Origin of the sequence: Weeksella sp. HMSC059D05 (assembly GCF_001809725.1) — a bacterium.
Lineage (GTDB): Bacteria > Bacteroidota > Bacteroidia > Flavobacteriales > Weeksellaceae > Weeksella > Weeksella virosa.
Genome location: NZ_KV798524.1, coordinates 145,909 through 167,871 on the forward strand (window position 1 = coordinate 145,909; position 21,963 = coordinate 167,871).

Sequence of the window (21,963 nt, forward strand, 5' to 3'; positions counted from 1 at the left end):
AATGAAAAACTTTGTGGTAAAAGATTATTTTTTGAGTCAGGAAGAATTTCAATTAAAAGTAGAAGAAGAAACAGGAATTCTTTACACCTACCCTACTCCGAATAATTTAGATAAGTATTATGATAGTCCAAATTATATATCGCATTCGAATGGAAAAAAGACAATCTTCGAAAAAATATATCAATTAGCGAAAGAATATAATTTACGATCAAAATCTAAAATCGTCCAAACATATACAAATGGAAAAAAAATCTTAGATTATGGCTGTGGTGTAGGCGATTTTCTAGTTACAATGAAAAACTATGGATTTTCGGTCGAAGGTTTCGAGCCAAATCCTATAGCACTAAAACAGGCACAAAATAAACTTGGAGATCTCGTTTCCGAGAAAAGTATTCTAAAAAGAAAAGAAACTTATGATATCATTACTTTGTGGCATGTGTTAGAACATATCCGTAACCGTGATGAAATTGTACAATCTCTCATCGATCACCTTGAACCAAAAGGTAAACTAATCATTGCCGTACCAAATCATACAAGTTACGACGCACAATATTATGGTAGATTTTGGGCTGCATATGATGTTCCTCGTCATCTGTGGCACTTTTCACCAAACAGTATGAAAACGTATTTTGATGGGTTTGGTATGAAAATTGAAAACATATTACCACAACACTTGGATAGTTTTTATGTAAGTATTTTATCAGAGAAGTATAAAGGTAAAAGCATACCATTTATCAGAGGAATTTTTAGAGGAATTCTATCGAATTTGAAAGCAAGAAAAACAAAAAACTATTCATCTCTAATTTATATAATTTCACGAAAAGACAAAAAAAATTAACTATGAAAAAGGGAATAATATTAACAAGCATTGCTGCTCTAGGTATTTTATCTTCTTGCAGTACTACGAAAGCGATTATAGCTACCGAAACACAAGTGCGTGGTGATTGGACGGTAACAGATGTACAATTACAAGGAGCAACCGGTACGGTTGCCGCTACCGTATTTGATGAAGCCCCTTATCAATGTTATCGTGGTAGTCAATGGCATTTAATCCAAAATAATAATTCTGGAACCTATACATTGACAGGCGGTGCCAATTGCCCATCGGGAACCAACGCTATAAAATGGACGATTACTGACGACGGAGCAAATAAATACTTCAATTTTAAGCGTGTAAATAACGAAAAAGCTAAAAATGTTGTATCTGGATATCGAATGAGAATCCAAAATGTTTCTGATACCCAAATGACATTAGTACAAGATGTATCTTTCGAAGGAAAGCTAATTAATATCGTTTATTACCTAAGCAAATAAGAAAATAAAAACAATGAAAAACATACAATTAAAAACAACAGGATTGGCCATTTTACTAGGAGGATCATTTATATTCTCTTCGTGTGAAGCGGTTCAAAATACAAATAATACACAACGAGGTGCTGCAATTGGTACAGTAGCTGGTGGTGTTATTGGTGGAATTTTAGGAAACAATGTCGGAAAAGGAGGTAATACTGCTCTTGGATCAGTAATTGGTGCTGCCGTAGGTGGCGGAGCCGGTATACTGATTGGGCAGCATATGGATAAACAAGCAGAGAAAATAGAACAAGTATTACCAGGTGCAGAAGTAGTTCGTACAGATGAAGGTATTAATCTTATTTTGAATGAAAATTCTTCGGTCACTTTCGATTATAATTCAGAGAATCTTACGTCAAAAGCAAAAAACAGTTTGGATAAATTGATACAAGTTTTCAAAGAATATCCAGACACCAACCTATTAATCGTTGGACATACAGACAACGTAGGCTCACAAAATTTCAATTTACCATTATCAGAAAAAAGAGCAAAATCAGTGGTTAATTATTTAGTTTCTAAAGGTATCAGTTCTTCTCGTTTAACGTCTAAAGGTGTTGGGCTCTCTGAGCCGATTGCAGACAACTCTACAGCAGCCGGTAGAGCACAAAATAGACGAGTAGAAATTGCGATTACTGCTAATGAAAAAATGAAAGCTGAAGCTAAAAAACAAGCAGGAGAATAATAGTAAACTATTTATAAAAACTAAAAGGAGCCCATTACGAGCTCCTTTTTTTTATCACCAAGTACTTCTCTCTAACAAAAACATCTAATACATTTATTACTATTGAAATGAAGTAACAAACCAACGGTTATCGATCTTTTCTACAATCACAGAATAATCTTTGCTCGTGCCTTTCTCATCAACCAAAGTTGCCCTCACCTCTACCCTTTTTTCATTGGCATTGATAATTTCATTTGATGTTATTTTAGCATTCTCTAACTTACCCAAAGTAACATCATTGGCAAAATCATTAAACGATGAATAATCCGATATCTTAGAAATTGCATACGCTCCCGAACGATTACCTTTTACTATATTTTGCAGAAAACGTGTAGCCAAAGGATTGGTTTTTCCGATTTCTGCTGGTGCTTCTGCCATAATACTATCCGACACTATTTTTACACCCTTTACATATTGATCAGGAATTCGTACTTGTTTCTTCAGACTTAAATACCTGGATGGATGCGGAACTCGAATTACCAAATCCAACGTATTAGTATATATCTTGGTAGGATCTAAATGTGCATAATGAATCGTAAAACCATCAAAAGAACTCATCAAATCATATGCTTGTGACTGAATAGTATTTTTCTGAGTATAAATAATTTGATGATTACTCAAAACATCGGTAGTAACGGATAGAGCTTGGTCATTGTTTAGTTTCGAACCATTTTTTTCACTGATTGATGGATAAATATGGATTCCGTTGCCTGCATTACTCACCTCGGCATGCATTTGTAAATCCATATCAGGAGCATTTTCTGTAATAGTTTCTTGTTCCATAACCGGAATACCTCCAGGATAAGGAGCTTGATTTCGATTCCAAGAAAAACCATTTTCTTTGGCTAATGTTTCGGCTAATGTAAAGATTTCATCAGAGTTTTTGCCATCTAATAACTGACGAACAATTGCCCAACGTGCCTCTGTTGTTTTCGCTTTTGTATTGTACTCGTAAATAATGTACAAAGCTTCTTTTAGTTTTTCTTGTTGTAAAGAAGGTAGCTTTTTTGCGATTTCATCAAAGGAAGAATTAAAAGTTATTTCGGTTTTGCTATCAATAATAGGTAAGTCTTTCTTACATTGTTGTAAACTTAATCCTATCGATAAAAGTAGAATAATTTTTTTCATAGCATTATGATTCTTGATTGATACTAATATCCGAAGATTTTTTGTTTTTTATGGGTTTTATATCCGGTAAACTATCCCCAATCGATTTAGCAGTACGCTCGTAGAAAGATTGTTTATCGATTGTATTGGCAATGAGAGAAGCGATTAATGCAGCAAACATAAAATAAAAAATCACAGAATGTCTATCGGTCATTTCGAGTACCAAAACGGCCGAAGTAAAAGGAGAACGAGTAAAAGCCGTTAAAAAACCTACCATCCCAATTAAGACCAACATATTTACTTGTCGTGGTTTTAATTGGAAAAGTTCGCCAATAACCGATCCAATCGTCCCCCCAAAACTCAACGCAGGGGCAAAAATTCCTCCTGCACCTCCGTTGGTAAACGATATCAATCCGTTGATTAATCTTGTAGGTAAAGTATACCATTCGACGGTTTTATCAGAATCGAAAAGCAAGCGGTCCAATAATAAATTTCCTGCTCCAACGCTATCTTCATTGGTAAAAAAAACCAATAAGCAAGCGATAATAACCATGATAAAACCAAAGATAAATTGAGGAATTTTTTTTAATTTTTTTCGAAAACGATTGAGGTTAAAAGCGATGACACCAAAATATGCTCCTACTATACCGCAAATAATAGAAGTAAGAATAATCAAGAAAAAGAACGAAATGCCATCAGGATTTACTTTCGGATAACCAAAAACTAAGTAGGGGCCTAAAATAGTTTGTGCAGTGAAACCTGCAATAATTACTGCAGAAAAAACCGTTGTTCGCAGATATTTCAGATGATTTTTGGTCAATTCTTCAATCGCAAAAACAATACCGCCCAATGGTGTATTAAACGCAGCTGCTAAACCAGCAGCAGCTCCAGTAATAATCATTAGTTTCTGACTTATTTTGGGCCACGAAGAAGGCAATATTTTATTGGTCACATGCAAAACAGATGCAGCAATCTGTATTGTCGGACCTTCCCTCCCCACTACTCCACCGCCGAGAGACATAAAAAAACTCGAAATTATTTTTACGATAATAATCCGAATGCTCAATAATTGTTCGTTGTATTTCTTGAACTGCTTGCTATTCATATTCAGAACCGCCATTACTTGCGGAATTCCACTTGCATTGGCAAATTTACCGAATCGGAAAACCGTAAGATACGAAAGCAAAAAAAAGAACGGAACCAAAACAAAAGTCCAACGACGGTCTTGATGATAAAAATACAAAAATGTCGCTTCACCAAAATGCAACAATTCGGCATATCCTACCGAAATAAGACCAATCAAGATAGAAGAAATCCACAAAGGAATAGATTGTAAAAGAAAATCTTTTGCTTTTGGATTATTATCTTTTGATTTTTCTACAAAATATTGAATAAGTTTTTTTAGCATTTTGATTGGTTTCGAGTGTGTACGCGCTCTAAAAAATCAAAGGTACTTCAATCAAAAGAATTTTCGAATCTTTTTCTACATCAAATACAATCTGTTCTGCATCGGTAATTTCTATAGCATCTCTTCTATTTAACATAATTCCGTCAAACTCTACTTTTCCTTCAATCACAAAAAGCATAACTCCTTGATTTTCTTTATAAACAGAATATGTTTCGTGTGTTTTTTGCGAATATTCACCTTGATACATCCAAGCGTCTTGATGAATCCAAACACCAATTTCGTTTTGATTAGGTGAAAGAATTTGATAAAGCTGATTATCTTTTCGCCAGTCATTGATAGATTTTTGTTCGTACCGAGGAGCAACATTTTGTTTATTCGGGAAAATCCAAATCTGAAAAATTTCACACGCTTCGGTTTCGCTTGCATTCATCTCGGCATGAAAAATACCAGTCCCAGCAGACATCACCTGAATATCGTTCGGATAAATCACCGAACCATTTCCCATACTATCTTCATGGCGCAAAGCCCCTTTTTGGGGTAAAGTGATAATTTCCATATTCTCGTGCGGATGACGACCAAATCCCGTGCCTGCCGCAATAACATCGTCATTTAAAACTCGAAGCGCACCAAAATGTATTCGATCATCTTGGTAATAATTTGCAAAACTGTAAGAATGATGCGTAATAAGCCAGCCATGATTTGCCCCACCACGAGTTTCTGCTTTATAAATTTGATATTTCATACGATTAAATGTTTCTTTCAAATTTCGATATTATAAGCCTTATTTTCCTTGATATAAGATAATTAGTCTTTCGAGTGTTCTACATTCCATTGTAGAATCTTATCGACAATTTTCGCCGCTAATTTATATTTTGATTGATGGGTCCAGCCAGCAATATGAGGTGCCAAAACTACTTTATCCGATTTGATGAAGTATTGATAATCTTCATTAAAATCATTGTTTTGGATACCTTCGAAAGAAGACTTTTCAAAATCAAAAACATCCAAAGCTGCACCCAAAACTTTTCCATTTTCCAATGCTTCGATCAAATCTTTGCTGACTACTGATTTTCCTCTTGCGGTATTGATAAAGTAAAAAGGGCGTCGGAATTGATTGATAAAATTTGTATTGATCATACCCAATGTCAGAGGAGTTTGTGGTGTGTGTAAACTCAAAATATCTGTCCGAAGAAATAGTTCTTCTAGCGAGACTTGTTGAGCAAATTCGTTGCCTTTATTGGGTAGAATATCATAACAAATAACCTCAACATCAAACCCTTGTAAACGTTTCGCGAAAGCATTTCCCATGTTTCCATAACCGATAATTCCGACTGTTTTTCCGGCAAGTTCATCGCCACGGTTTTGTTCTCGTCGCCAAATTCCGTTACGGACTTCAAGATCTGCACGGCGCAAATGATGCATCAACATCAATAACATTCCTATTGCATGTTCGCCAACAGAAGTACGATTGCCTTCGGGTGAATTGAACAAAACGATTCCTTTTTCCGCTGCAAAAGATTCATCGATATTTTCTAATCCTGCTCCTACTCGACCGATCCATTTGAGCTTGGTTGCTTTTTCTATGAAAGAACGATCAATCGGAAAACGAGAACGCAAAATCAAACCATCGTACTGATCAATTTTTTCTTCTATTTTTTCTTTAGATGAATGATAATCTTCATCAACTATAAAGCCAGCCTCACGTAAACTATCTACTAAGACAGTGTGATTGGTATCAATAACCAGAATTTTCATGCTACTTTTTTATCAAAGTTACGGGTTTAGAATATCTTTAAGAAAGCTTTTCTACAGAAGAAAATAATCTCCTAAAAAACTCATAAATTTGTAGCATGACAATAGCAGAAATACAAAATGAAATTGTTGATGAATTTTCTTTTTTCGACAATTGGGAACAACGATATGAGTATCTGATCGAGCTCGGGAAAGACTTGGTTGAGATGCCCGAAGAACAAAAAACAGAAGACAAAGTAATAAAAGGTTGCCAATCGACTGTTTGGTTAGATGCCAAAATGGAAGGTGATACCATACATTTTACGGCCGATAGTAATGCCATTTTACCGAAAGGAATTATAGCATTATTATTAAGAATGTATAACAATCAAAGTCCGAGAGCCATACTAGAGTCTGACACAGATTTTATACAAAATATTGGTTTACAAGAGTTTCTATCTCCAACGCGGGCAAATGGCTTATTGGCAATGGTAAAACAATTTAAATTTTATGCCCTTGCCTTTCAAGCGAAAAGCTAAAAAATCTATGTCGAAAAAGAAAAAACGCTTATTGGTCACGCGTTTTTCTGCTTTGGGCGATGTAGCGATGTTAGCACCTGTTTTGCAAGAATTCATCGAACAGAATCCAAATGTAGAAGTTTATGTTGCATCGCGTCCCAAGATGAAAGCAATTTTTGATCAAGTTGAAGGCATTCATTTTCTTTCGATTGATTTGGATCATCAATATAAAGGTTTATGGGGTATACTTCGGTTATATCGTTATTTAAAAACCTTTCATTTTACCGAATACGCTGACTGCCATCAGGTGCTTCGTACCCAAGTTTTAGGGATGTTATTCCGTATTTCGGGAGTTGAAGTTTCTGCATTAAATAAAGGTAGAAAAGAGAAAAAAGCATTGATTTCACAAAAAAATAAAATCTTACAACCCTTGCGACCAATGACCGAACGTTATGCCGATGTGTTTCGTCAATTGGGTTATTCTTTGATTTTATCGAATACCTTATCAAAACGTTTACCCAAATTATCGAATACAATTGGGATTGCGCCTTTTGCAAAATACGAAAGTAAAACTTTTCCGCTCAAAGAAATGAAAAAAATTGTAGTTGCTTTAGCAGCAAAAGGCTATAAAGTCTATTTATTTGGCGGGGGGAAAAAAGAAACTCAATTATTGCATCAGTGGGAAAAGTTGCATGATAATATCGAATCTAAAGCGTCTAAAATGTCTTTTTATGAAGAATTATCGCTCATTGCGCAATTACCTTTGATGTTGTCTATGGATAGTGCAAATATGCATTTGGCCTCACTAATGGGCACTCGTGTGATTTCTTTTTGGGGTGGAACTCATCCTTTTGCAGGTTTCTTAGGTTACGGACAATCGATGGACGATGTTGTTCAAGATGAGAGTTTAGCCATCCGCCCTACGAGCATTTTTGGGAAAGATCCGAGAAAATACAAAGGATATAACTATTTCGTTAATCTTTCGACTGATGATGTGATAAAAAAAATTCTTACTCGAATTTGAGCATCTATTTCTTTTTATTGTATTGATTTTTGCTAGATAAGAAAGTCATTGGTAGAAATAGAAATTATCTAGAAATAAACATATTTTTTGGGGTTAAAGATCTAAATCCTTTCTTCTAATTTCAACTTATTTTCTATACGTTGATCAATTTCTTGGAAGAAACCAAAACCTTTCAGACCAATAATAATTCCGAATATTAATAGACAAATTCCTACCACTTTTCTAATCATAAAAACTTTATCATCTGTGATTTTTGATTTTACCTTGTCGGCTAAAAAAATTTTGATGACATCTATACTAAAATAAGTACTCAACACCACCGACATATACCATACAAAATGTGTAGGATCTGGATATTTGATAATAATTGAAGAAACAATAACAAACCAAAAAACTATAACACCTACATTTAACAAGTTGAGTACAAACCCGTTGAAGAAAGTTTTGAGATAATTTTTGCCTACAATTCCTGTTTCTTCACCAAGGTGTAAACTGGGTTTGGAGAAATACATAAAAAAACCATAGACAATGATAAAAAAACCAGCAATTATGTAAATCTGATAATATTTTGGGTGTGTGTTTACGTAATTTGCAAAATCTTTAGAGCCATAATATGCTGCAGCAATACAAAGAACATCTGCAGCAATTACACCCAAATCGAGAACAATTGCCGACCGCCAACCTTTGTTCAAACTAGTATCAATAAGCAGAAAAAATACAGGTCCGATGAGAAAAATACTCAAAATACAACCTACTATAAACGCCGATACAATTAATTCCATAATTAGAAAAGAGTTGCAAGGTAGTAAAACTATCTTAATCTATCAGTTCAAAATCCAATTGTTTCTTCAAAAGATCAGCATTGATCAATTTCACCGAAACTCGATCTCCTAATTGATACTTTTTTCCTGTATTTCGTCCTATCAAAGCATGATTTTTTTCATCAAAGGAATACTGATCATCTGGTATATTTCGGGTACGGATTAGCCCTTCGCTTCGTGTAAGAGGTAACTCGACAAAAATTCCATATTCTTGTATTCCAGATATAAAACCTTCGAAATTTTCGCCTACAAACTCTTGCATATATTTCACTTGCATAAATTTTATTGACTCTCTTTCAGCTTCTGAGGCTAATTTTTCTCGGCTAGAACAATGCAAACATTTATCTTCGTAAGTGGCTTGCGGTGGAGAGCTTTTTTTATCCAAGAAGTCTTGTAATAAACGGTGTGCTATCATGTCTGGATATCGCCGAATAGGTGATGTAAAATGGGTATAATAATCGAAAGCCAAACCATAGTGACCGATATTTTCTGTAGAATATTTCGCTTTGCTCATGCTTCGCATTGCCAAGGTTTCTATCATATTCTCTTCGGGTTTTCCTTTTACATCGGCCAATAATCGATTCATCGAACGGATAGTTTTTTTACGCTCACCGATTTCTAATTCGTACCCAAACTGGATAACGAATTTTTTTAGATCTAATAATTTATCTGGGTCGGGTTCATCATGGATGCGATAAATATAAGTTCTACCATTTTCTTTGCCTTTCTCTAGACTAACAAATTCGGATACTTTTCGGTTACAAAGTAACATAAATTCTTCTATCAGATGATTAGAGTCTTTGCTAATTTTGAAGAATACGCCGGTCGGATTATTGTCTTGATCCAACTGAAATTTTACTTCTATTTTATCAAAGTTTATCGCTCCTTCTTTCATACGTTGAGCACGTAATTTTTTAGCTAATCGATCCAATGTTCTTATCTCTTCTTGGTAATCGCCTGTTTTACCTTCGATTAGTTCTTGTGCCTCCTCATAACTAAAACGGTGATTAGAATGTATTGCAGTTCGTCCGAACCAAGATTTCACTACATCGCCTTCATTCGTTAGTTCGAACACGCCCGAAAAAGTATATTTATCTTCGTTTGGCCGCAAAGAACAAACGTTATTACTCAAAATTTCTGGTAACATTGGGACTACTCGGTCAACCAAATATACCGATGTTGCTCGTTTATAAGCTTCTTGATCGATTAACGTGCCAGGTTGTACATAATGTGTGACATCAGCAATATGAACACCTATCTCCCAATTACCATTTTCCAATGGTTGAATCGACAAAGCATCATCAAAATCTTTGGCATCTTTCGGGTCGATTGTAAAGGTGAGTATATCACGCATGTCTCGGCGTTTCTTTACTTCATTTTCATCAATTTTGGTATCGAGTTGCTGGGCTTCTGCTTCTACTTCTTCAGGAAATGCTTCGGGTAAACCAAATTCGAGCAAAATAGAGTGCATCTCTACATCTGAGTTTTCCGGATTTCCTAGAACTTCTGTAATTGAGCCTATAGGCGAATCAAATCCATCTGGCCATTCTAGGAGTTCGACTACTACTTTTTCTCCGTTTTTGGCCTGGTTTGCTTTTCCTTTCGGAATATAGAAGTCATAAGCACCGGATCCTTGCATACTTACAAAACCATATTTGCCCGATTTATGCTCTTCATAAATGCCGGTAAAGCGAGTTTTTAGGCGTTGTACAATTTCTACAACCTCTGCCTCTCTCCTACTATAGGGTTTTGGTGGATAGAGATATATCCGAACGGTGTCGCCTTGCATGGCGTGCTTTGTTTTTCCTTTTGGTATAAAAATATCTTTTTCAGAACCTTCGATAATTACATAAGCACTCCCATTTTGTGTTATATCTATTTTTCCTACTAAATAATCTCGATCGATATTGGCTAACTTAAATTTGCCTCTATCGGTCTCGGTAATTTTTTTCTCTCCACACAAGATATGTAAATTCTTGATCAGAATTTCTTTATCTATCCTACTTTCTATATGCAATGCAGCAGCTATTTGCTTGTAATTGAGAGGTTTATTTTGATTTTTGAATAAAACTTCTATTATTTTCTTACTATATTTCTGAAGTTTTTGTTGATGTTTTTTATTGGTATAAAATTTTTTCTTTTTTTTCGACATAGCGTTGATTAAAGGATGTTTATCTAGAAAACATCTCATGCAATAAATTTACTTATTTTTTTATAGTATAGCATGGATTGTACCAAAAAAATATGATGTAGAATATTTTAAAGAATGATAACAGAGATGTGATGATTTGGATCGTTTATTTTTATCTAATGGATTTGAAACATACAAAAACTATAGTACCATCCTTATTCTATATTCTAGAAAAAAAAGATAGTGATTTGGATGCTTATATTCGCAAATGTATGGGATGGGTATTGATGTTGATCAGAACTATTCGTCTACTGTTTTTTTGAAAATATAATCGACATTATTTTTTTCGGCGATAAAAGTACACTTTCTTTCGGAATCATTACTACGAACAAGCAATTTTATTAATTCTTTTCTGATGACGATCACCCTCGAAAGGTGTATTTAAGAATACTTTTACAATCTCGAATGCATATTCGGTTGCAATAAATCTCGCCGGCAAAGCCAATATATTTGCATCGTTATGTTTACGCGATAATTCGGCAATATCAGTCATCCAGCATAAGGCAGATCGAATACCAGCATGCTTGTTCGCTGTCATGTTAACACCTTGTCCACTACCACATATTACAATACCAAAATCACAGCTTTTATTCTCGACAGCTTCGGCCGTAGGATGGGCAAAATCTGGATAATCAACACTTTCTGTTGATAAAGCTCCAAAATCTTCATATTCAAACCCTTCCGTTGTTAATAATTGTTTGATTTTCTCTTTTAATTCGTATCCTGCATGATCAGATCCTAAGGCAATTTTCATAATTTTAATAGTTTTTAACATGCTTTTTAAGCATGAAATTATACTCTAATGATAATCAATGTTTTAGTGTATGATGAAATTGTTGATAAACGTGAAATGAAAATTAATAACTTTTACAGAGCATTTTTTGGATATCTGAAACAATTTTTTAGGTAAACAAAAAATTAAATTCTACAAGAGCAAGTTTTCATTTTCAAATAATTTCTTTACACATCTGTATGCACAAATTTACGGCAAGGATATATCAACAAAAAATCTATTTCAATAATATTGACAATTTGTTAATAAAGAAACTAATATACTTATAATCAATATATTTATCGACTAACAACTTGTTGATAGTTAACGATAACTTTTCAGGATAACAATTTATCAACATATTAACAGGCCTAATAAAGTTTAGTAGTTTTTCTTTTTTTAAAAATTTAAAAATTAAATACTTTATCATTATTTAGGAAATGTTGATAGGTGAACAAAATAAAAAACAGGACGACTAAAAATCTTTCTTTATTTTTGTGCTAAGAAAAAACTACACTAACAAAAAAGACAAATAACAATGAAAATAATAGACGATTTTAATTTCGCAAATCAAAAAGCTCTCATTCGGGTGGATTTCAATGTACCACAAGATGCCAATTTACAGGTAACCGATGCAACGAGAATTGTTGCAGTGAAACCTACGATAGAAAAAATCCTCGATGACGGTGGTTCGGTTGTTCTGATGAGTCACTTGGGACGTCCGAAAGGACAAGTAAATGAACAATTTTCTTTGAAAAATATCGTACCGAAAATTGAAGAAGTTTTTGGAAAAAAAGTTATTTTCTCAAAAGATACAGTAGGAGAAGATGCACAACAAAAAGTTGCAGCTTTGCAAAATGGAGAGATTCTTTTGTTAGAAAATGTCCGCTTCCAGGCAGAAGAGGAAAAAGGAGATCGAGAATTTGCCGAAAAACTGAGCAAATTTGGAGACATATATGTCAATGATGCATTCGGTACAGCACACAGAGCACATGCTTCGACCGCTATTGTTGCCGAATTTTTTCCGGATAAAAAAGCATTTGGTTATTTGATGCAGCAAGAATTAGAAGCAATAGAAAAAGTTCTGAAATCTGGCGAACATCCTATCACTGCAATTTTAGGTGGTGCGAAAGTTTCATCAAAAATTACCATAATCAATAACATTCTACCGGTAATCGATAACCTTATTATTGGAGGCGGAATGACGTATACATTTATCAAAGCACAAGGGGGTAAAATTGGTGCTTCGTTGGTCGAGGATGATAAACTAGAGTTAGCAAAAGAAATTATAGAAGATTGTAAGAAGAACAACGTAAAACTTTATTTACCAATTGACAATGTTATTGCCAATAAATTTTCGAACGATGCAGAAACCCAATTGGTTAGCGTAAATAATATCCCAGATAATTGGATGGGTATGGATGTTGGTCCCGAAACTTCGGCCCACTTTGCACAAGTAATTCTCGATTCGAAAACAATTTTATGGAATGGTCCTTTGGGAGTTTTCGAGATGGAAAATTTCGCAAAAGGAACAATCGCTTTAGGAGATGCAATCGCCGAAGCAACCCAAAAAGGAGCTTTTTCTTTAGTCGGAGGAGGAGATTCAGTAGCTTTTGTAAAAGCTTTTGGGTACGATGATAAAGTAAGCTATGTCTCTACCGGAGGAGGTGCAATGCTAGAGAGCTTAGAGGGGAAAGAGTTACCTGGCGTAGCAGCCATTTTACGATAGCTAGAAGAAAGTACAAATAAATTAATATGAAAAAAAGTGCCGATAATAATCTTTTTTATCGGCACTTTTTGTTGCTATCAATTAATTATCTTGCCTGTTTATTTTTGTACAATTCATATTGTTTCGGTGTCAGAATTTGCTCGATTCCTATCGAGTTTGTCTGACTAAAATTATAAGAAGAACGCCTTTTCGCTGCCTTAGGGTCATATTGTTCTGCTTTTGAATATTGTAGTGTTCCACGGCTTCCTCTACGCATAGATTTTTTGGTCTGTTGATCGTTGATATACCAATTTTGTAGAGCAATTTCTTGTTCTTTTGTTAATTGTAAATCACTGAATTGTTGCATAAACTGTTCCTGTGTCATTCTTGGGTTATAATCAGAATGGTTTCTCTGGGTCTGCGCAGAAACGCTCAACATACATCCAAAACTCAAAAGTATTATTATATTTTTCATGTTGTTCTAATTTTTTTATTTGATATTAAATAATTCAATTCTTGTACCAAACTAAAATTCAACTTTTTAAAACCTTTTCTATCCAAAAAATTATTTTACCAACAAAAGAAAATGTTGATTATATGTTCTATAGGGTAAAAGAAAGGAGATAAATATAAATTATTAACAAAGTTTAACACAATACTAGGATAGATTTCTTACCTTAAGACTTGATATTGTAAATATTTAGTTCAAAATTTGGATGTTAAAATCAAATCATAATCAACCTTGGAAATACAAGAACTCAATCAGCTAATCGAAGCCAAAAGCGAAGTTATTACCCGTCTTTCGAATGAAATCAATAAAACCATTATTGGGCAAGAAAAAATGGTCGAAAGTTTACTAATTGGTTTATTAGGCAATGGGCATATTTTGCTAGAAGGCGTTCCGGGATTAGCCAAGACATTAGCGATCAAAACTCTATCACAAGCAGTAGATGGCAGTTTTTCTCGTATTCAGTTTACGCCAGATTTGTTACCAGCAGATGTTGTTGGTACTTTGATTTACAATGTAAAAGAAAATGATTTTAGCATAAAAAAAGGACCAATTTTCGCCAACTTTATTCTTGCAGACGAGATTAATCGATCGCCCGCAAAAGTACAATCAGCTTTGCTAGAAGCCATGCAAGAGAAACAAGTAACAATTGGCGAAGAAACCTATTTACTAGACAATCCTTTTTTGGTAATGGCGACGCAAAACCCAGTAGAACAAGAAGGTACTTATCCTCTTCCCGAGGCACAAGTCGATCGTTTTATGCTAAAAACAGTGATTACGTATCCGAGCAAAAAAGCAGAACAAATGATTTTGCGGCATGCGATTCAGCAAACTTTTCCGAAGATAGAAAAGGTAATTTCTCTACAAGAAATTCTCGAAGCACGAGAAATCGTGAAGAAAGTTTATATGGACGAAAAAATAGAGAAATATATCCTCGATATTGTTTTTGCAACTCGTAAACCCGAAGAAGTCGGATTAAATAAATTGATCCCGATGATATCATTTGGTTCATCTCCGCGTGGATCGATAAATTTGGCTCAAGCAGCAAAAGTATACGCTTTCTTACACAAAAGAGCTTATGTGATTCCGGATGATGTTCGAGCGGTTTCTAAAGATGTTTTACGTCATCGAATCGGACTTACTTACGAGGCAGAAGCAGAAAATATTACTCCAGAAGAAATTATCGATAATATTCTGAACGTAATTCCTGTTCCATAATAAATTATTTTTGGGATGGATGTAAATGAAATAATCAAACGTGTAAAACGTATTGAAATAAAAAGTCGTCGGAAAGCTTCTGATCTTTTTATGGGCGAATACAATAGTTCGTTTAAAGGAAGAGGTATGATTTTTTCTGAGATTCGGCCTTATCAATACGGTGATGATGTACGCAGTATAGATTGGAATAAAACTGCACGATATGATGAAGTTTATGTAAAAGTTTTCGAAGAAGAACGCGAGCAAACCCTCTACCTTATGGTCGATGTTTCGGGATCTGATTATTACGGGACTCGAAAACAAATAAAAATAGAAACCATTGCCGAGATTTGTGCTACTTTGGCATTTTCGGCAATTACTTACAACGATCGTGTGGGTTTGGTGCTGTATTCTGATCATATAGAAAAAATGATTCCACCCAAAAAAGGCAAACAACATGTTTTGCGAATTATCCGAGAATTGATAACCATCCAACCCAAAAGTAAACAAACCAATTTACAACAATCGTTAGAAGAGTTTATGCAAAAGATAAAAAGAAGAAATAATGTTTTTATTTTTTCAGATTTTATTGATGCATCGGAATACGAAAAACAAATTCGGATTCTGGCCAAAAAACATCAAGTCACCGGTCTTCGCATTTTTGACGAAAAGGAAACAGTTTTTCCCGATATTGGTTTGGTCAATATCCAAGATAGTGAAACGGGTGAAATTCGCTTAATTAATACCTCTTCTGCCGAAGTACGAAAAACATATCATCAATATTATCTAGATTTAGAACGTCGATTCGAGGCAATTTTCAAGAAAAATAATGCAGGTTTTCTCAAAATTAGATCCGATGAAGATTATGTAAAACCCTTGTTAAACTATTTCAAAACCCAAAAAAGATAATGAAAAAATTAGCCGCCTTTTATTTCTTTTTTAGTTTTTATATGGTTTTTGCACAGTTGCAAAGTAGGATCGATACGGCACGTATAAAAATAGGTGAACCGATCAAATTGCAGTTTCAGTTACCTATACAGACGAATGATCAAGTAGTTTTGCCAACTTTTAGCGATACACTTTCTTATCATATCGAAATTTTGCAACATCAACTGGATACGTTAACAAATTCGGCCGGAAAGAAAACCTTGCAACAAACGCTAGAAATTACAAGTTTCGAGCCTGGTCAATTTCTTATCAAACCGATTAAAATTATAAAAAATAATGATACGCTTCGTACCCAATCGTTTCAGATTTATGTGTTGGATGTCAATGTAGATACAGAAAATCCACAGCTTGCACCCAATAAACCGATCATGGAGGAATATTATACTTGGAAAGATTATTGGAATCGTTATTGGATATACGGTATCGTAACCTTAATTTTATTCATCATCGCCATTATACTTGTAGTTCTCTATATTCGTTCGAAAAGTAAAGGTTTGAAATCCATCGTTAAGAAAACACCTTTTGATGAAATGATGGACGAATTGAACTCGATTGATAAGAAAAAATATCTAGAAAGGAACGAACAAAAAGAGTTTTACAGTCACTTGAGTTTTGCCCTGAAAAACTATATCGGTCGTTTGTACCATTTTCATGGTACCGAACTATTAACTGATGAATTGGTCGATAAAGTAGCTAAAAAAGAAGAAATTGATGAAAAAGAGGTACAACAGCTGAATCGTTTTTTATCGGATGCAGACTTGGTGAAATTTGCCAAACAAACATTTGATGTTTCTGTTGGTTTAAGTTATAGAGAATGGATAGAAAAATTTGTACAACAACTGAAACCCATGGAAATACCAGAAAATAAAGATCTGAATGTGGACGAAGTGACGGGTGAAAATTATAGAAAAATTAAGGAATAATGAGTAATTTCGAGTTTCAACATCCCTGGTTTCTTTTACTCTTGTTGCTTATTCCTTGTGCTATACTGTGGCAAGTATTTCGACAAAAAAAACAGAAACAAGCCATGATAATCAGCACATTGCGTGCTTTCGGAGGAGCAAAAAGTGCTTTGACACAATTGCGCCCTTTGTTGCCTATTCTGCGGTATTTGGCTTTGGCTTTGTGCATTGTAGCACTTGCTCGACCAAGAATTGTTGATGTTTCTACCAAAATAAAATCCGATAAAGGAGTTGATATAATGCTCACTGTCGACACATCATTGAGTATGTTGGCCCGAGACTTAGAGCCCGATCGCTTGACAGCTCTAAAAGCCGTAGCGGTGAAATTTGCAAAAGAAAGACAAGCCGATCGTTTGGGTCTTGTCTCCTATTCTGGCGAAGCGCTTACACGTGTCCCATTAACCACCGACCGAGAAGTTCTTATCCGTGAGATTAATGCTCTAGAATCGGGTGAATTAGAAGACGGTACCGCCATCGGGATTGGCTTGGCAACTGCTATCAATCATATCAAAGATAGTAAAGCAAAAAGTAAGGTTATTATTCTAATGACCGATGGTGTAGAAAGTATCAATCCGACCAACGATTTGATGTATATTTTTCCACAAACTGCTGCAGAAATGGCTACATCTCGAGGAATAAAAGTCTATACAATCGGGATAGGAACACGTGGTTTAGCTCCTTTTCCTACAGCCTACGATATGTACGGAAATTATATTTTTGATATGATGCCGGTCGATATTGACGAAAAATTATTGCAAAATATTGCCGATCTCACCGGTGGTCTATATTTTAGAGCTACGGATAATCAATCTCTACAAAAAATCTATCAAGAAATAGATCGATTAGAAAAATCAGAAATCAATGAAGTAAAATATTATAATTATACCGAATTATTTGCACGCTTTCTGATTCCTGCCCTTGTATTGTTACTGATAGAACTATTTTTACGTCGAACACTTTTTAAACAGTTAATCTAATGCAGTGGGGTGATATACAACAAGCTTGGTGGTTTTTGGCACTAATTGTTTTGGTTTATCTTTCGATCAATGTGTATCGTTGGCGAAAAAAAGTAAAAGCTTCTTTTGCCGATTCTCATTTGCAAAGGTTGATTTTTCCAGGTCATTCACCATCAAAATTTGGTCTGAAACTTTTGCTTTCTTGTCTTGGATTATTCTTACTTATCTTGGCACTTATGGATCCATTGGGTGGTGTAGAAGAAAGAGAAGTTAGCCGAGAAGGCATCGATATTGTATATCTTTTAGATGTTTCGACCAGTATGGATGCACAAGATGTTGCACCTAGCCGTTTAATGAAAGCTTCTCGCATTATCAGCCAATCCCTTAATTCGCTAGGAGGTGATAGAGCAGCCTTGGTAATTTTTGCAGCAGACGGTTACACCATTTCACCGCTTACCAATGATTATGCTGCAATCGATAGTTATCTTGGTAGTCTATCTACGAATTTGATTTCTAATCAAGGAACCGATTTTTCGGCTGCCTTTCGAGAAGCTGTTTCCGTTCTCAAAGGTGCACCCAATACCAGTAAATTAGTGGTACTTTTGTCCGATGGAGAAGATCATGAAAGTGATGAAAATCAATCGATTAAATTAGCGAATGACAATCAGATTCATGTGGTTTCAATTGGGATAGGAACAGATAAAGGCGCACCAATTCCTGTACAATCCATGTATGGAGATGAGTATAAAACCGATCAATACGGGCGAACTGTCATTACCAAATTAGAAGAAAAAAATCTTGATAAAATTGCTAAACAAACCAACGGGATGTACCTCAGTAATGGGACGATAAATGAAGTTACACATCAGATAAATGAGTATAAAAAACGTTTGGATAAAACCCAAATATCACAATCATTCACCCACGATATGAAACACCTTTTTCAATGGTTTTTAGGATTTGCGATTTTGTTACTTTTTATAGAATTATTAACATCTGACTATAAGAAATTTAACGGAAAAAAAGAATAAGTTTGTAAAACAAAATGAGTTACACAATAAAAAAAATTAGCAGACTATTCTTTGCATTGTTTTTTTCGATTTCTTGGGCTCAAAACCAAACCAAGGACGATATTATTTTGGGCAACGAAGCTTTTGAAAAAGGAAACTATGAACAAGCTGAATTTAGATATAAGAAAGCAGCCACAGAGGAGCCCAACTCGGTAAAAGCCAATTATAATTTGGGCAATACTTTATTCGAACAAAAAAGGTACAAAGAAAGTATATCGCACTATAAAAAGTCGGCTCAACTAGCCCAAAACAAAATAGACAAACAGAAAGCTTATCACAATATGGGTAATGCCTATATGCAAGAAAAAGAATTTGCTAAAGCCTTAGAAAGTTATAAAGAAGCATTAAAAAATAATCCACGCGATGAGGATACACGGCATAATTATGCTTTGGCTAAAAAGATGTTAGAAGAAGAACAAGAAAAATCAAAACAAGAGAAAAATAACGAGAAGAAAGATCAAGATACTTCCAATCAAAATCAAAATTCTTCGTCTAATCCATCATCTAACCAAAAACAACAAAACGAACAAAAACAACAAAATTCTCCTCAGCAACTATCTCAAGAACAAGGAAAAAATCCGAAACAAGAAAAGAATAATGGGCAACAAGCTCAGAGTGGTGGCGATAAAGGTCATCAACGTGGTGAAGACGGCCAAGAATCACAGCAGATACATCAAGGGGAGGACGGTACTGGAAAAGAAAACCGAAATACACCCAATACAAGTCGTGGAGATGGTTTGCTAAAAGCACTGCAAAACCAAGAAGCGAATACTCAACGAAAATACATAGAACAAAAAGCAAAAAAAACAAGAAATAACGCCTCGAAGGATTGGTAATGAAGATGAAACTTTTCTATTTTACTATAGTATTAACTATGCTCTGGTCGATAACTTGGGCACAAAATGTTACATTCAAATCTCAGGTGAGTTCGCAACAAGTTCGAGTAGGAGAACATTTCAAACTTGGTTTTTATTTGATTAGTGATAGCCGATCAATTTCAGTAGATTCACCAATCGATTATCCAAATCTGAAGAGTTTTCGTGTTTTAGATGAAACAAATGTGCGCAATTTTCAGGTTGTAAACGGTCAGATGCAATCTTCTTCTGGTTTGGAGTTGGTTTTGTTGGCCGAAAAAGAAGGGAATTATAGAATTGGTCCGGCAAAAGTTGTTATCGATGGTAGAACATATAGTACTCGCACTTTGGATATTACGGTGATAGAACGATCGAATGCGACAAATCAAGCAGCACACAATCAGGGTGTTTTTTTATCGTCGGAAGTAACCAAAAAAAATCCTTACGTCAATGAAGCAATCAATCTTTCGGTAAAATTATACGCAACCAATTACAACGCTTTCAATCGTGTTCGAAATTTTAAACCTGCAAATTTATCAGGTTTCGATGCCAAAACGATTCCCGATGAAGAAATGGGCGAACGCATGAAACAAGAAATGATCAACGGTCGATATTATATCTCAGAAGAATTGGTGCGGTATCTTCTTTTTCCGCAAGATGCAGGCAATCTAAAAATAGGATCATTTACGGCAGATCTATATATTTCGGGCTATTATGGTGCCGACCCTGTTAAATTATCATCCGAGCCTATTCATCTTAAAGTGAAAAGTTTGCCAGCCGGTAAACCCAAAAATTTTAGTGGAGCAGTAGGAAATTTTACTATGCAAACTACCATCGACAAAACGAATCTCAACCAAGAAGAAAGTGCAAATATAGCGATAGAAATTTCGGGGGAAGGAAATCTAAACAATATTGCTTTACCTAGTATACGAGGAAACGAACATTTAGAAATTTATCCACCACAAAAGCATGAAAATCTAAGCATTAGTTCGAAAGGTTACAAAGGAAAAATATCTGAAAAATTTGTAGTAATCCCGCAATATGGCGGTGAATATCACTTAGATCCGATAGAATTTTCGTACTTCAATCCTACGACTGAAAAGTACGTCACTTTAACCTCTAAAACCATAAAACTTGCCGTAAATGGGAATCCTGCACCGGTAAAAGTAGATTCGACTGCAAAGGTTGGGCAGGTGAATGATTATTTGGCTAATATTGGAAAAGAAAGTAGTACTTTGCCAACACTCACCGAAAAATTGCCCGAAAAAGTAGAAGAAATATCGGGTAATATTTGGATTTGGTTGTTAGGAGGTATTATGGTTTTGGTCGGAGGTATTGTTTGGTATAGAAAGAAAAACACTACCGAAAAAAATGAGAATATTCTAGAAGAGAAATCGAAAATACAATCACAGAAAAATAATCCGAAACCAGTTCTAAAATTAAATTGTAAAAAAGATCTACAAGAACTGAAAACTCTCGTACATGAACCTATTTTTTATACTAAACAAGAAGAATTGTTGATGAAAATAGGACAAAATCTAACGCATTTAGACGTGGCTAATTTTACCGATCAGCGAGCCATTACGCTGATGAAAGAAGCACAAATCAGTGAAGATTTTATAGTAGAATGGCACCGATTACTTAGCAATGCACGACGAGCAAAATATGGCGCCATGAAAAACACCTCTGATAGTTTACAAGCCTTATCGGATACAGAGTCATTGATCCGTATGTATCAAGCTATTGGATAGAAATAGATTACTCATAGAAAACCACAATCTCTTGTAAATCAACATTTATCGACTACTTAAATACTCAAAAAGTTGCTTATGAATATAAAGGAACAAAATCCTAAAAAAGCTGTAGGGTACAAATATGTTGAAAATCATGCAAAAAATTAATTGTTTCGTGTATATTTACCCCGAAAAAGCAATAGAACTATGGAGGGAAATTGCTCTCTTTTCAACCAGTAAAACAGACTTATAGAAAAGAACCTCTTTTTTTAGTGGTTCTTTTTTTACGACACCACTACTCTATTATCTCCGCGTATTATTTCTACCGTTGGTGTTTTTTTCCTTCATAAGCAATGAAAACAATTTGGTAGGTTTATATCCCAA

At 34.8% G+C, this 21,963-nt stretch carries 21 protein-coding genes; 13 read left to right on the forward strand and 8 right to left on the reverse strand.

The window, feature by feature from the left end:
• Nucleotide 1 precedes the first annotated feature (1 nt).
• The 3 genes from HMPREF2660_RS03280 to HMPREF2660_RS03290 are packed head-to-tail and all read left to right on the forward strand — an operon-like array spanning nt 2 to nt 2,032.
• Nucleotides 2–838, forward strand: a complete 837-nt coding sequence (locus HMPREF2660_RS03280; protein ID WP_013598104.1) for a class I SAM-dependent methyltransferase — start codon at nt 2–4, stop codon at nt 836–838.
• Nucleotides 839–840: 2 nt separating this feature from the next.
• Complete coding sequence (locus HMPREF2660_RS03285) at nt 841–1,314, forward strand: hypothetical protein (protein ID WP_013598105.1); 474 nt, start codon at nt 841–843, stop codon at nt 1,312–1,314.
• Between the two features lie 13 nt (nt 1,315–1,327).
• Nucleotides 1,328–2,032 carry a YiaD family glycine zipper/OmpA-like lipoprotein gene (locus HMPREF2660_RS03290; RefSeq protein ID WP_013598106.1) on the forward strand — a complete coding sequence of 235 codons (705 nt, stop codon included), beginning with the start codon at nt 1,328–1,330 and terminating at the stop codon, nt 2,030–2,032.
• Nucleotides 2,033–2,131: 99 nt separating this feature from the next.
• On the opposite strand, the gene HMPREF2660_RS03295 is transcribed toward HMPREF2660_RS03290, so the two are convergent.
• The 4 genes from HMPREF2660_RS03295 to HMPREF2660_RS03310 all read right to left on the reverse strand — a co-directional run bounded on the left by HMPREF2660_RS03295 (nt 2,132) and on the right by HMPREF2660_RS03310 (nt 6,341).
• Nucleotides 2,132–3,199 carry a hypothetical protein gene (locus HMPREF2660_RS03295; RefSeq protein WP_070485611.1) on the reverse strand — a complete coding sequence of 356 codons (1,068 nt, stop codon included), beginning with the start codon at nt 3,197–3,199 and terminating at the stop codon, nt 2,132–2,134.
• A 4-nt stretch (nt 3,200–3,203) separates the two neighbouring features.
• The gene (locus tag HMPREF2660_RS03300) at nt 3,204–4,586 is read right to left on the reverse strand and encodes a chloride channel protein (protein WP_070485612.1); all 1,383 of its coding nucleotides are present in this window, start codon (nt 4,584–4,586) and stop codon (nt 3,204–3,206) included.
• A 28-nt stretch (nt 4,587–4,614) separates the two neighbouring features.
• Nucleotides 4,615–5,328 (reverse strand): pirin family protein, encoded by a 714-nt coding sequence (locus HMPREF2660_RS03305; protein ID WP_070485613.1) that lies wholly within the window; start codon nt 5,326–5,328, stop codon nt 4,615–4,617.
• Nucleotides 5,329–5,390: 62 nt separating this feature from the next.
• Nucleotides 5,391–6,341 carry a 2-hydroxyacid dehydrogenase gene (locus HMPREF2660_RS03310; RefSeq protein ID WP_070485614.1) on the reverse strand — a complete coding sequence of 317 codons (951 nt, stop codon included), beginning with the start codon at nt 6,339–6,341 and terminating at the stop codon, nt 5,391–5,393.
• 95 nt (nt 6,342–6,436) lie between these two features.
• Here HMPREF2660_RS03310 and HMPREF2660_RS03315 point away from each other — a divergent pair, with 95 nt between their 5' ends.
• Complete coding sequence (locus HMPREF2660_RS03315) at nt 6,437–6,856, forward strand: SufE family protein (RefSeq protein WP_013598111.1); 420 nt, start codon at nt 6,437–6,439, stop codon at nt 6,854–6,856.
• A gap of 7 nt (nt 6,857–6,863) precedes the next feature.
• The gene (locus HMPREF2660_RS03320; protein ID WP_070485615.1) at nt 6,864–7,859 is read left to right on the forward strand and encodes a glycosyltransferase family 9 protein; all 996 of its coding nucleotides are present in this window, start codon (nt 6,864–6,866) and stop codon (nt 7,857–7,859) included.
• A 101-nt stretch (nt 7,860–7,960) separates the two neighbouring features.
• Here HMPREF2660_RS03320 and HMPREF2660_RS03325 read toward each other — a convergent pair whose 3' ends face one another.
• The 3 genes from HMPREF2660_RS03325 to rpiB all read right to left on the reverse strand — a co-directional run bounded on the left by HMPREF2660_RS03325 (nt 7,961) and on the right by rpiB (nt 11,625).
• Nucleotides 7,961–8,641: a LysE family translocator gene (locus HMPREF2660_RS03325; RefSeq protein ID WP_013598113.1), complete on the reverse strand. Its 681-nt coding sequence runs from the start codon at nt 8,639–8,641 to the stop codon at nt 7,961–7,963.
• Nucleotides 8,642–8,675: 34 nt separating this feature from the next.
• On the reverse strand, nt 8,676–10,832 hold the full coding sequence (rnr, locus tag HMPREF2660_RS03330; RefSeq protein WP_041942088.1) for a ribonuclease R: 2,157 nt from the start codon (nt 10,830–10,832) through the stop codon (nt 8,676–8,678).
• Nucleotides 10,833–11,193: 361 nt separating this feature from the next.
• A complete protein-coding gene (rpiB, locus tag HMPREF2660_RS03335) occupies nt 11,194–11,625 on the reverse strand; it encodes a ribose 5-phosphate isomerase B (protein ID WP_013598116.1) in 432 nt (143 codons plus the stop codon).
• Nucleotides 11,626–12,181: 556 nt separating this feature from the next.
• Between rpiB and pgk the strand changes: the two genes are divergently transcribed.
• Nucleotides 12,182–13,372, forward strand: coding sequence for a phosphoglycerate kinase (gene pgk / locus HMPREF2660_RS03345; RefSeq protein WP_070485616.1), 1,191 nt, complete (start codon nt 12,182–12,184; stop codon nt 13,370–13,372).
• Nucleotides 13,373–13,457: 85 nt separating this feature from the next.
• Here pgk and HMPREF2660_RS03350 read toward each other — a convergent pair whose 3' ends face one another.
• Nucleotides 13,458–13,826 carry a hypothetical protein gene (locus tag HMPREF2660_RS03350; protein WP_013598118.1) on the reverse strand — a complete coding sequence of 123 codons (369 nt, stop codon included), beginning with the start codon at nt 13,824–13,826 and terminating at the stop codon, nt 13,458–13,460.
• Nucleotides 13,827–14,093: 267 nt separating this feature from the next.
• Between HMPREF2660_RS03350 and HMPREF2660_RS03355 the strand changes: the two genes are divergently transcribed.
• Genes HMPREF2660_RS03355 through HMPREF2660_RS03385 form a run of 7 tightly spaced genes read left to right on the forward strand, consistent with a single transcriptional unit; the run spans nt 14,094 to nt 21,597 of the window.
• Nucleotides 14,094–15,077, forward strand: a complete 984-nt coding sequence (locus HMPREF2660_RS03355; protein ID WP_013598119.1) for an AAA family ATPase — start codon at nt 14,094–14,096, stop codon at nt 15,075–15,077.
• A gap of 15 nt (nt 15,078–15,092) precedes the next feature.
• Nucleotides 15,093–15,965, forward strand: a complete 873-nt coding sequence (locus tag HMPREF2660_RS03360; protein WP_013598120.1) for a DUF58 domain-containing protein — start codon at nt 15,093–15,095, stop codon at nt 15,963–15,965.
• The gene (locus tag HMPREF2660_RS03365; protein WP_070485617.1) at nt 15,965–16,927 is read left to right on the forward strand and encodes a hypothetical protein; all 963 of its coding nucleotides are present in this window, start codon (nt 15,965–15,967) and stop codon (nt 16,925–16,927) included. The genes HMPREF2660_RS03360 and HMPREF2660_RS03365 overlap by 1 nt, the downstream gene beginning before the upstream one ends.
• Complete coding sequence (locus HMPREF2660_RS03370; protein ID WP_070485618.1) at nt 16,927–17,943, forward strand: vWA domain-containing protein; 1,017 nt, start codon at nt 16,927–16,929, stop codon at nt 17,941–17,943. Before HMPREF2660_RS03365 ends, HMPREF2660_RS03370 begins: the two co-directional genes overlap by 1 nt.
• Complete coding sequence (locus HMPREF2660_RS03375) at nt 17,943–18,953, forward strand: VWA domain-containing protein (protein ID WP_070485619.1); 1,011 nt, start codon at nt 17,943–17,945, stop codon at nt 18,951–18,953. Before HMPREF2660_RS03370 ends, HMPREF2660_RS03375 begins: the two co-directional genes overlap by 1 nt.
• A 14-nt stretch (nt 18,954–18,967) precedes the next feature.
• Nucleotides 18,968–19,828, forward strand: a complete 861-nt coding sequence (locus HMPREF2660_RS03380; RefSeq protein ID WP_013598124.1) for a tetratricopeptide repeat protein — start codon at nt 18,968–18,970, stop codon at nt 19,826–19,828.
• A gap of 38 nt (nt 19,829–19,866) precedes the next feature.
• The gene (locus tag HMPREF2660_RS03385; protein ID WP_070485620.1) at nt 19,867–21,597 is read left to right on the forward strand and encodes a BatD family protein; all 1,731 of its coding nucleotides are present in this window, start codon (nt 19,867–19,869) and stop codon (nt 21,595–21,597) included.
• Nucleotides 21,598–21,963: the final 366 nt, after the last annotated feature.

What these genes read in the sequence shown, in the direction of transcription:
- HMPREF2660_RS03290 (WP_013598106.1), top strand. Translation starts at nt 1,328, where the DNA reads ATGAAAAACATACAATTAAAAACAACAGGATTGGCCATTTTACTAGGA.
- HMPREF2660_RS03385 (WP_070485620.1), top strand. Translation starts at nt 19,867, where the DNA reads ATGCTCTGGTCGATAACTTGGGCACAAAATGTTACATTCAAATCTCAG.
- HMPREF2660_RS03310 (WP_070485614.1), bottom strand. Translation starts at nt 6,341, where the DNA reads ATGAAAATTCTGGTTATTGATACCAATCACACTGTCTTAGTAGATAGT.
- HMPREF2660_RS03360 (WP_013598120.1), top strand. Translation starts at nt 15,093, where the DNA reads ATGGATGTAAATGAAATAATCAAACGTGTAAAACGTATTGAAATAAAA.
- HMPREF2660_RS03315 (WP_013598111.1), top strand. Translation starts at nt 6,437, where the DNA reads ATGACAATAGCAGAAATACAAAATGAAATTGTTGATGAATTTTCTTTT.
- HMPREF2660_RS03380 (WP_013598124.1), top strand. Translation starts at nt 18,968, where the DNA reads ATGAGTTACACAATAAAAAAAATTAGCAGACTATTCTTTGCATTGTTT.
- rpiB (WP_013598116.1), bottom strand. Translation starts at nt 11,625, where the DNA reads ATGAAAATTGCCTTAGGATCTGATCATGCAGGATACGAATTAAAAGAG.
- HMPREF2660_RS03285 (WP_013598105.1), top strand. Translation starts at nt 841, where the DNA reads ATGAAAAAGGGAATAATATTAACAAGCATTGCTGCTCTAGGTATTTTA.
- HMPREF2660_RS03300 (WP_070485612.1), bottom strand. Translation starts at nt 4,586, where the DNA reads ATGCTAAAAAAACTTATTCAATATTTTGTAGAAAAATCAAAAGATAAT.
- HMPREF2660_RS03350 (WP_013598118.1), bottom strand. Translation starts at nt 13,826, where the DNA reads ATGAAAAATATAATAATACTTTTGAGTTTTGGATGTATGTTGAGCGTT.
- HMPREF2660_RS03370 (WP_070485618.1), top strand. Translation starts at nt 16,927, where the DNA reads ATGAGTAATTTCGAGTTTCAACATCCCTGGTTTCTTTTACTCTTGTTG.
- rnr (WP_041942088.1), bottom strand. Translation starts at nt 10,832, where the DNA reads ATGTCGAAAAAAAAGAAAAAATTTTATACCAATAAAAAACATCAACAA.
- HMPREF2660_RS03325 (WP_013598113.1), bottom strand. Translation starts at nt 8,641, where the DNA reads ATGGAATTAATTGTATCGGCGTTTATAGTAGGTTGTATTTTGAGTATT.
- pgk (WP_070485616.1), top strand. Translation starts at nt 12,182, where the DNA reads ATGAAAATAATAGACGATTTTAATTTCGCAAATCAAAAAGCTCTCATT.
- HMPREF2660_RS03375 (WP_070485619.1), top strand. Translation starts at nt 17,943, where the DNA reads ATGCAGTGGGGTGATATACAACAAGCTTGGTGGTTTTTGGCACTAATT.
- HMPREF2660_RS03305 (WP_070485613.1), bottom strand. Translation starts at nt 5,328, where the DNA reads ATGAAATATCAAATTTATAAAGCAGAAACTCGTGGTGGGGCAAATCAT.
- HMPREF2660_RS03320 (WP_070485615.1), top strand. Translation starts at nt 6,864, where the DNA reads ATGTCGAAAAAGAAAAAACGCTTATTGGTCACGCGTTTTTCTGCTTTG.
- HMPREF2660_RS03365 (WP_070485617.1), top strand. Translation starts at nt 15,965, where the DNA reads ATGAAAAAATTAGCCGCCTTTTATTTCTTTTTTAGTTTTTATATGGTT.
- HMPREF2660_RS03295 (WP_070485611.1), bottom strand. Translation starts at nt 3,199, where the DNA reads ATGAAAAAAATTATTCTACTTTTATCGATAGGATTAAGTTTACAACAA.
- HMPREF2660_RS03280 (WP_013598104.1), top strand. Translation starts at nt 2, where the DNA reads ATGAAAAACTTTGTGGTAAAAGATTATTTTTTGAGTCAGGAAGAATTT.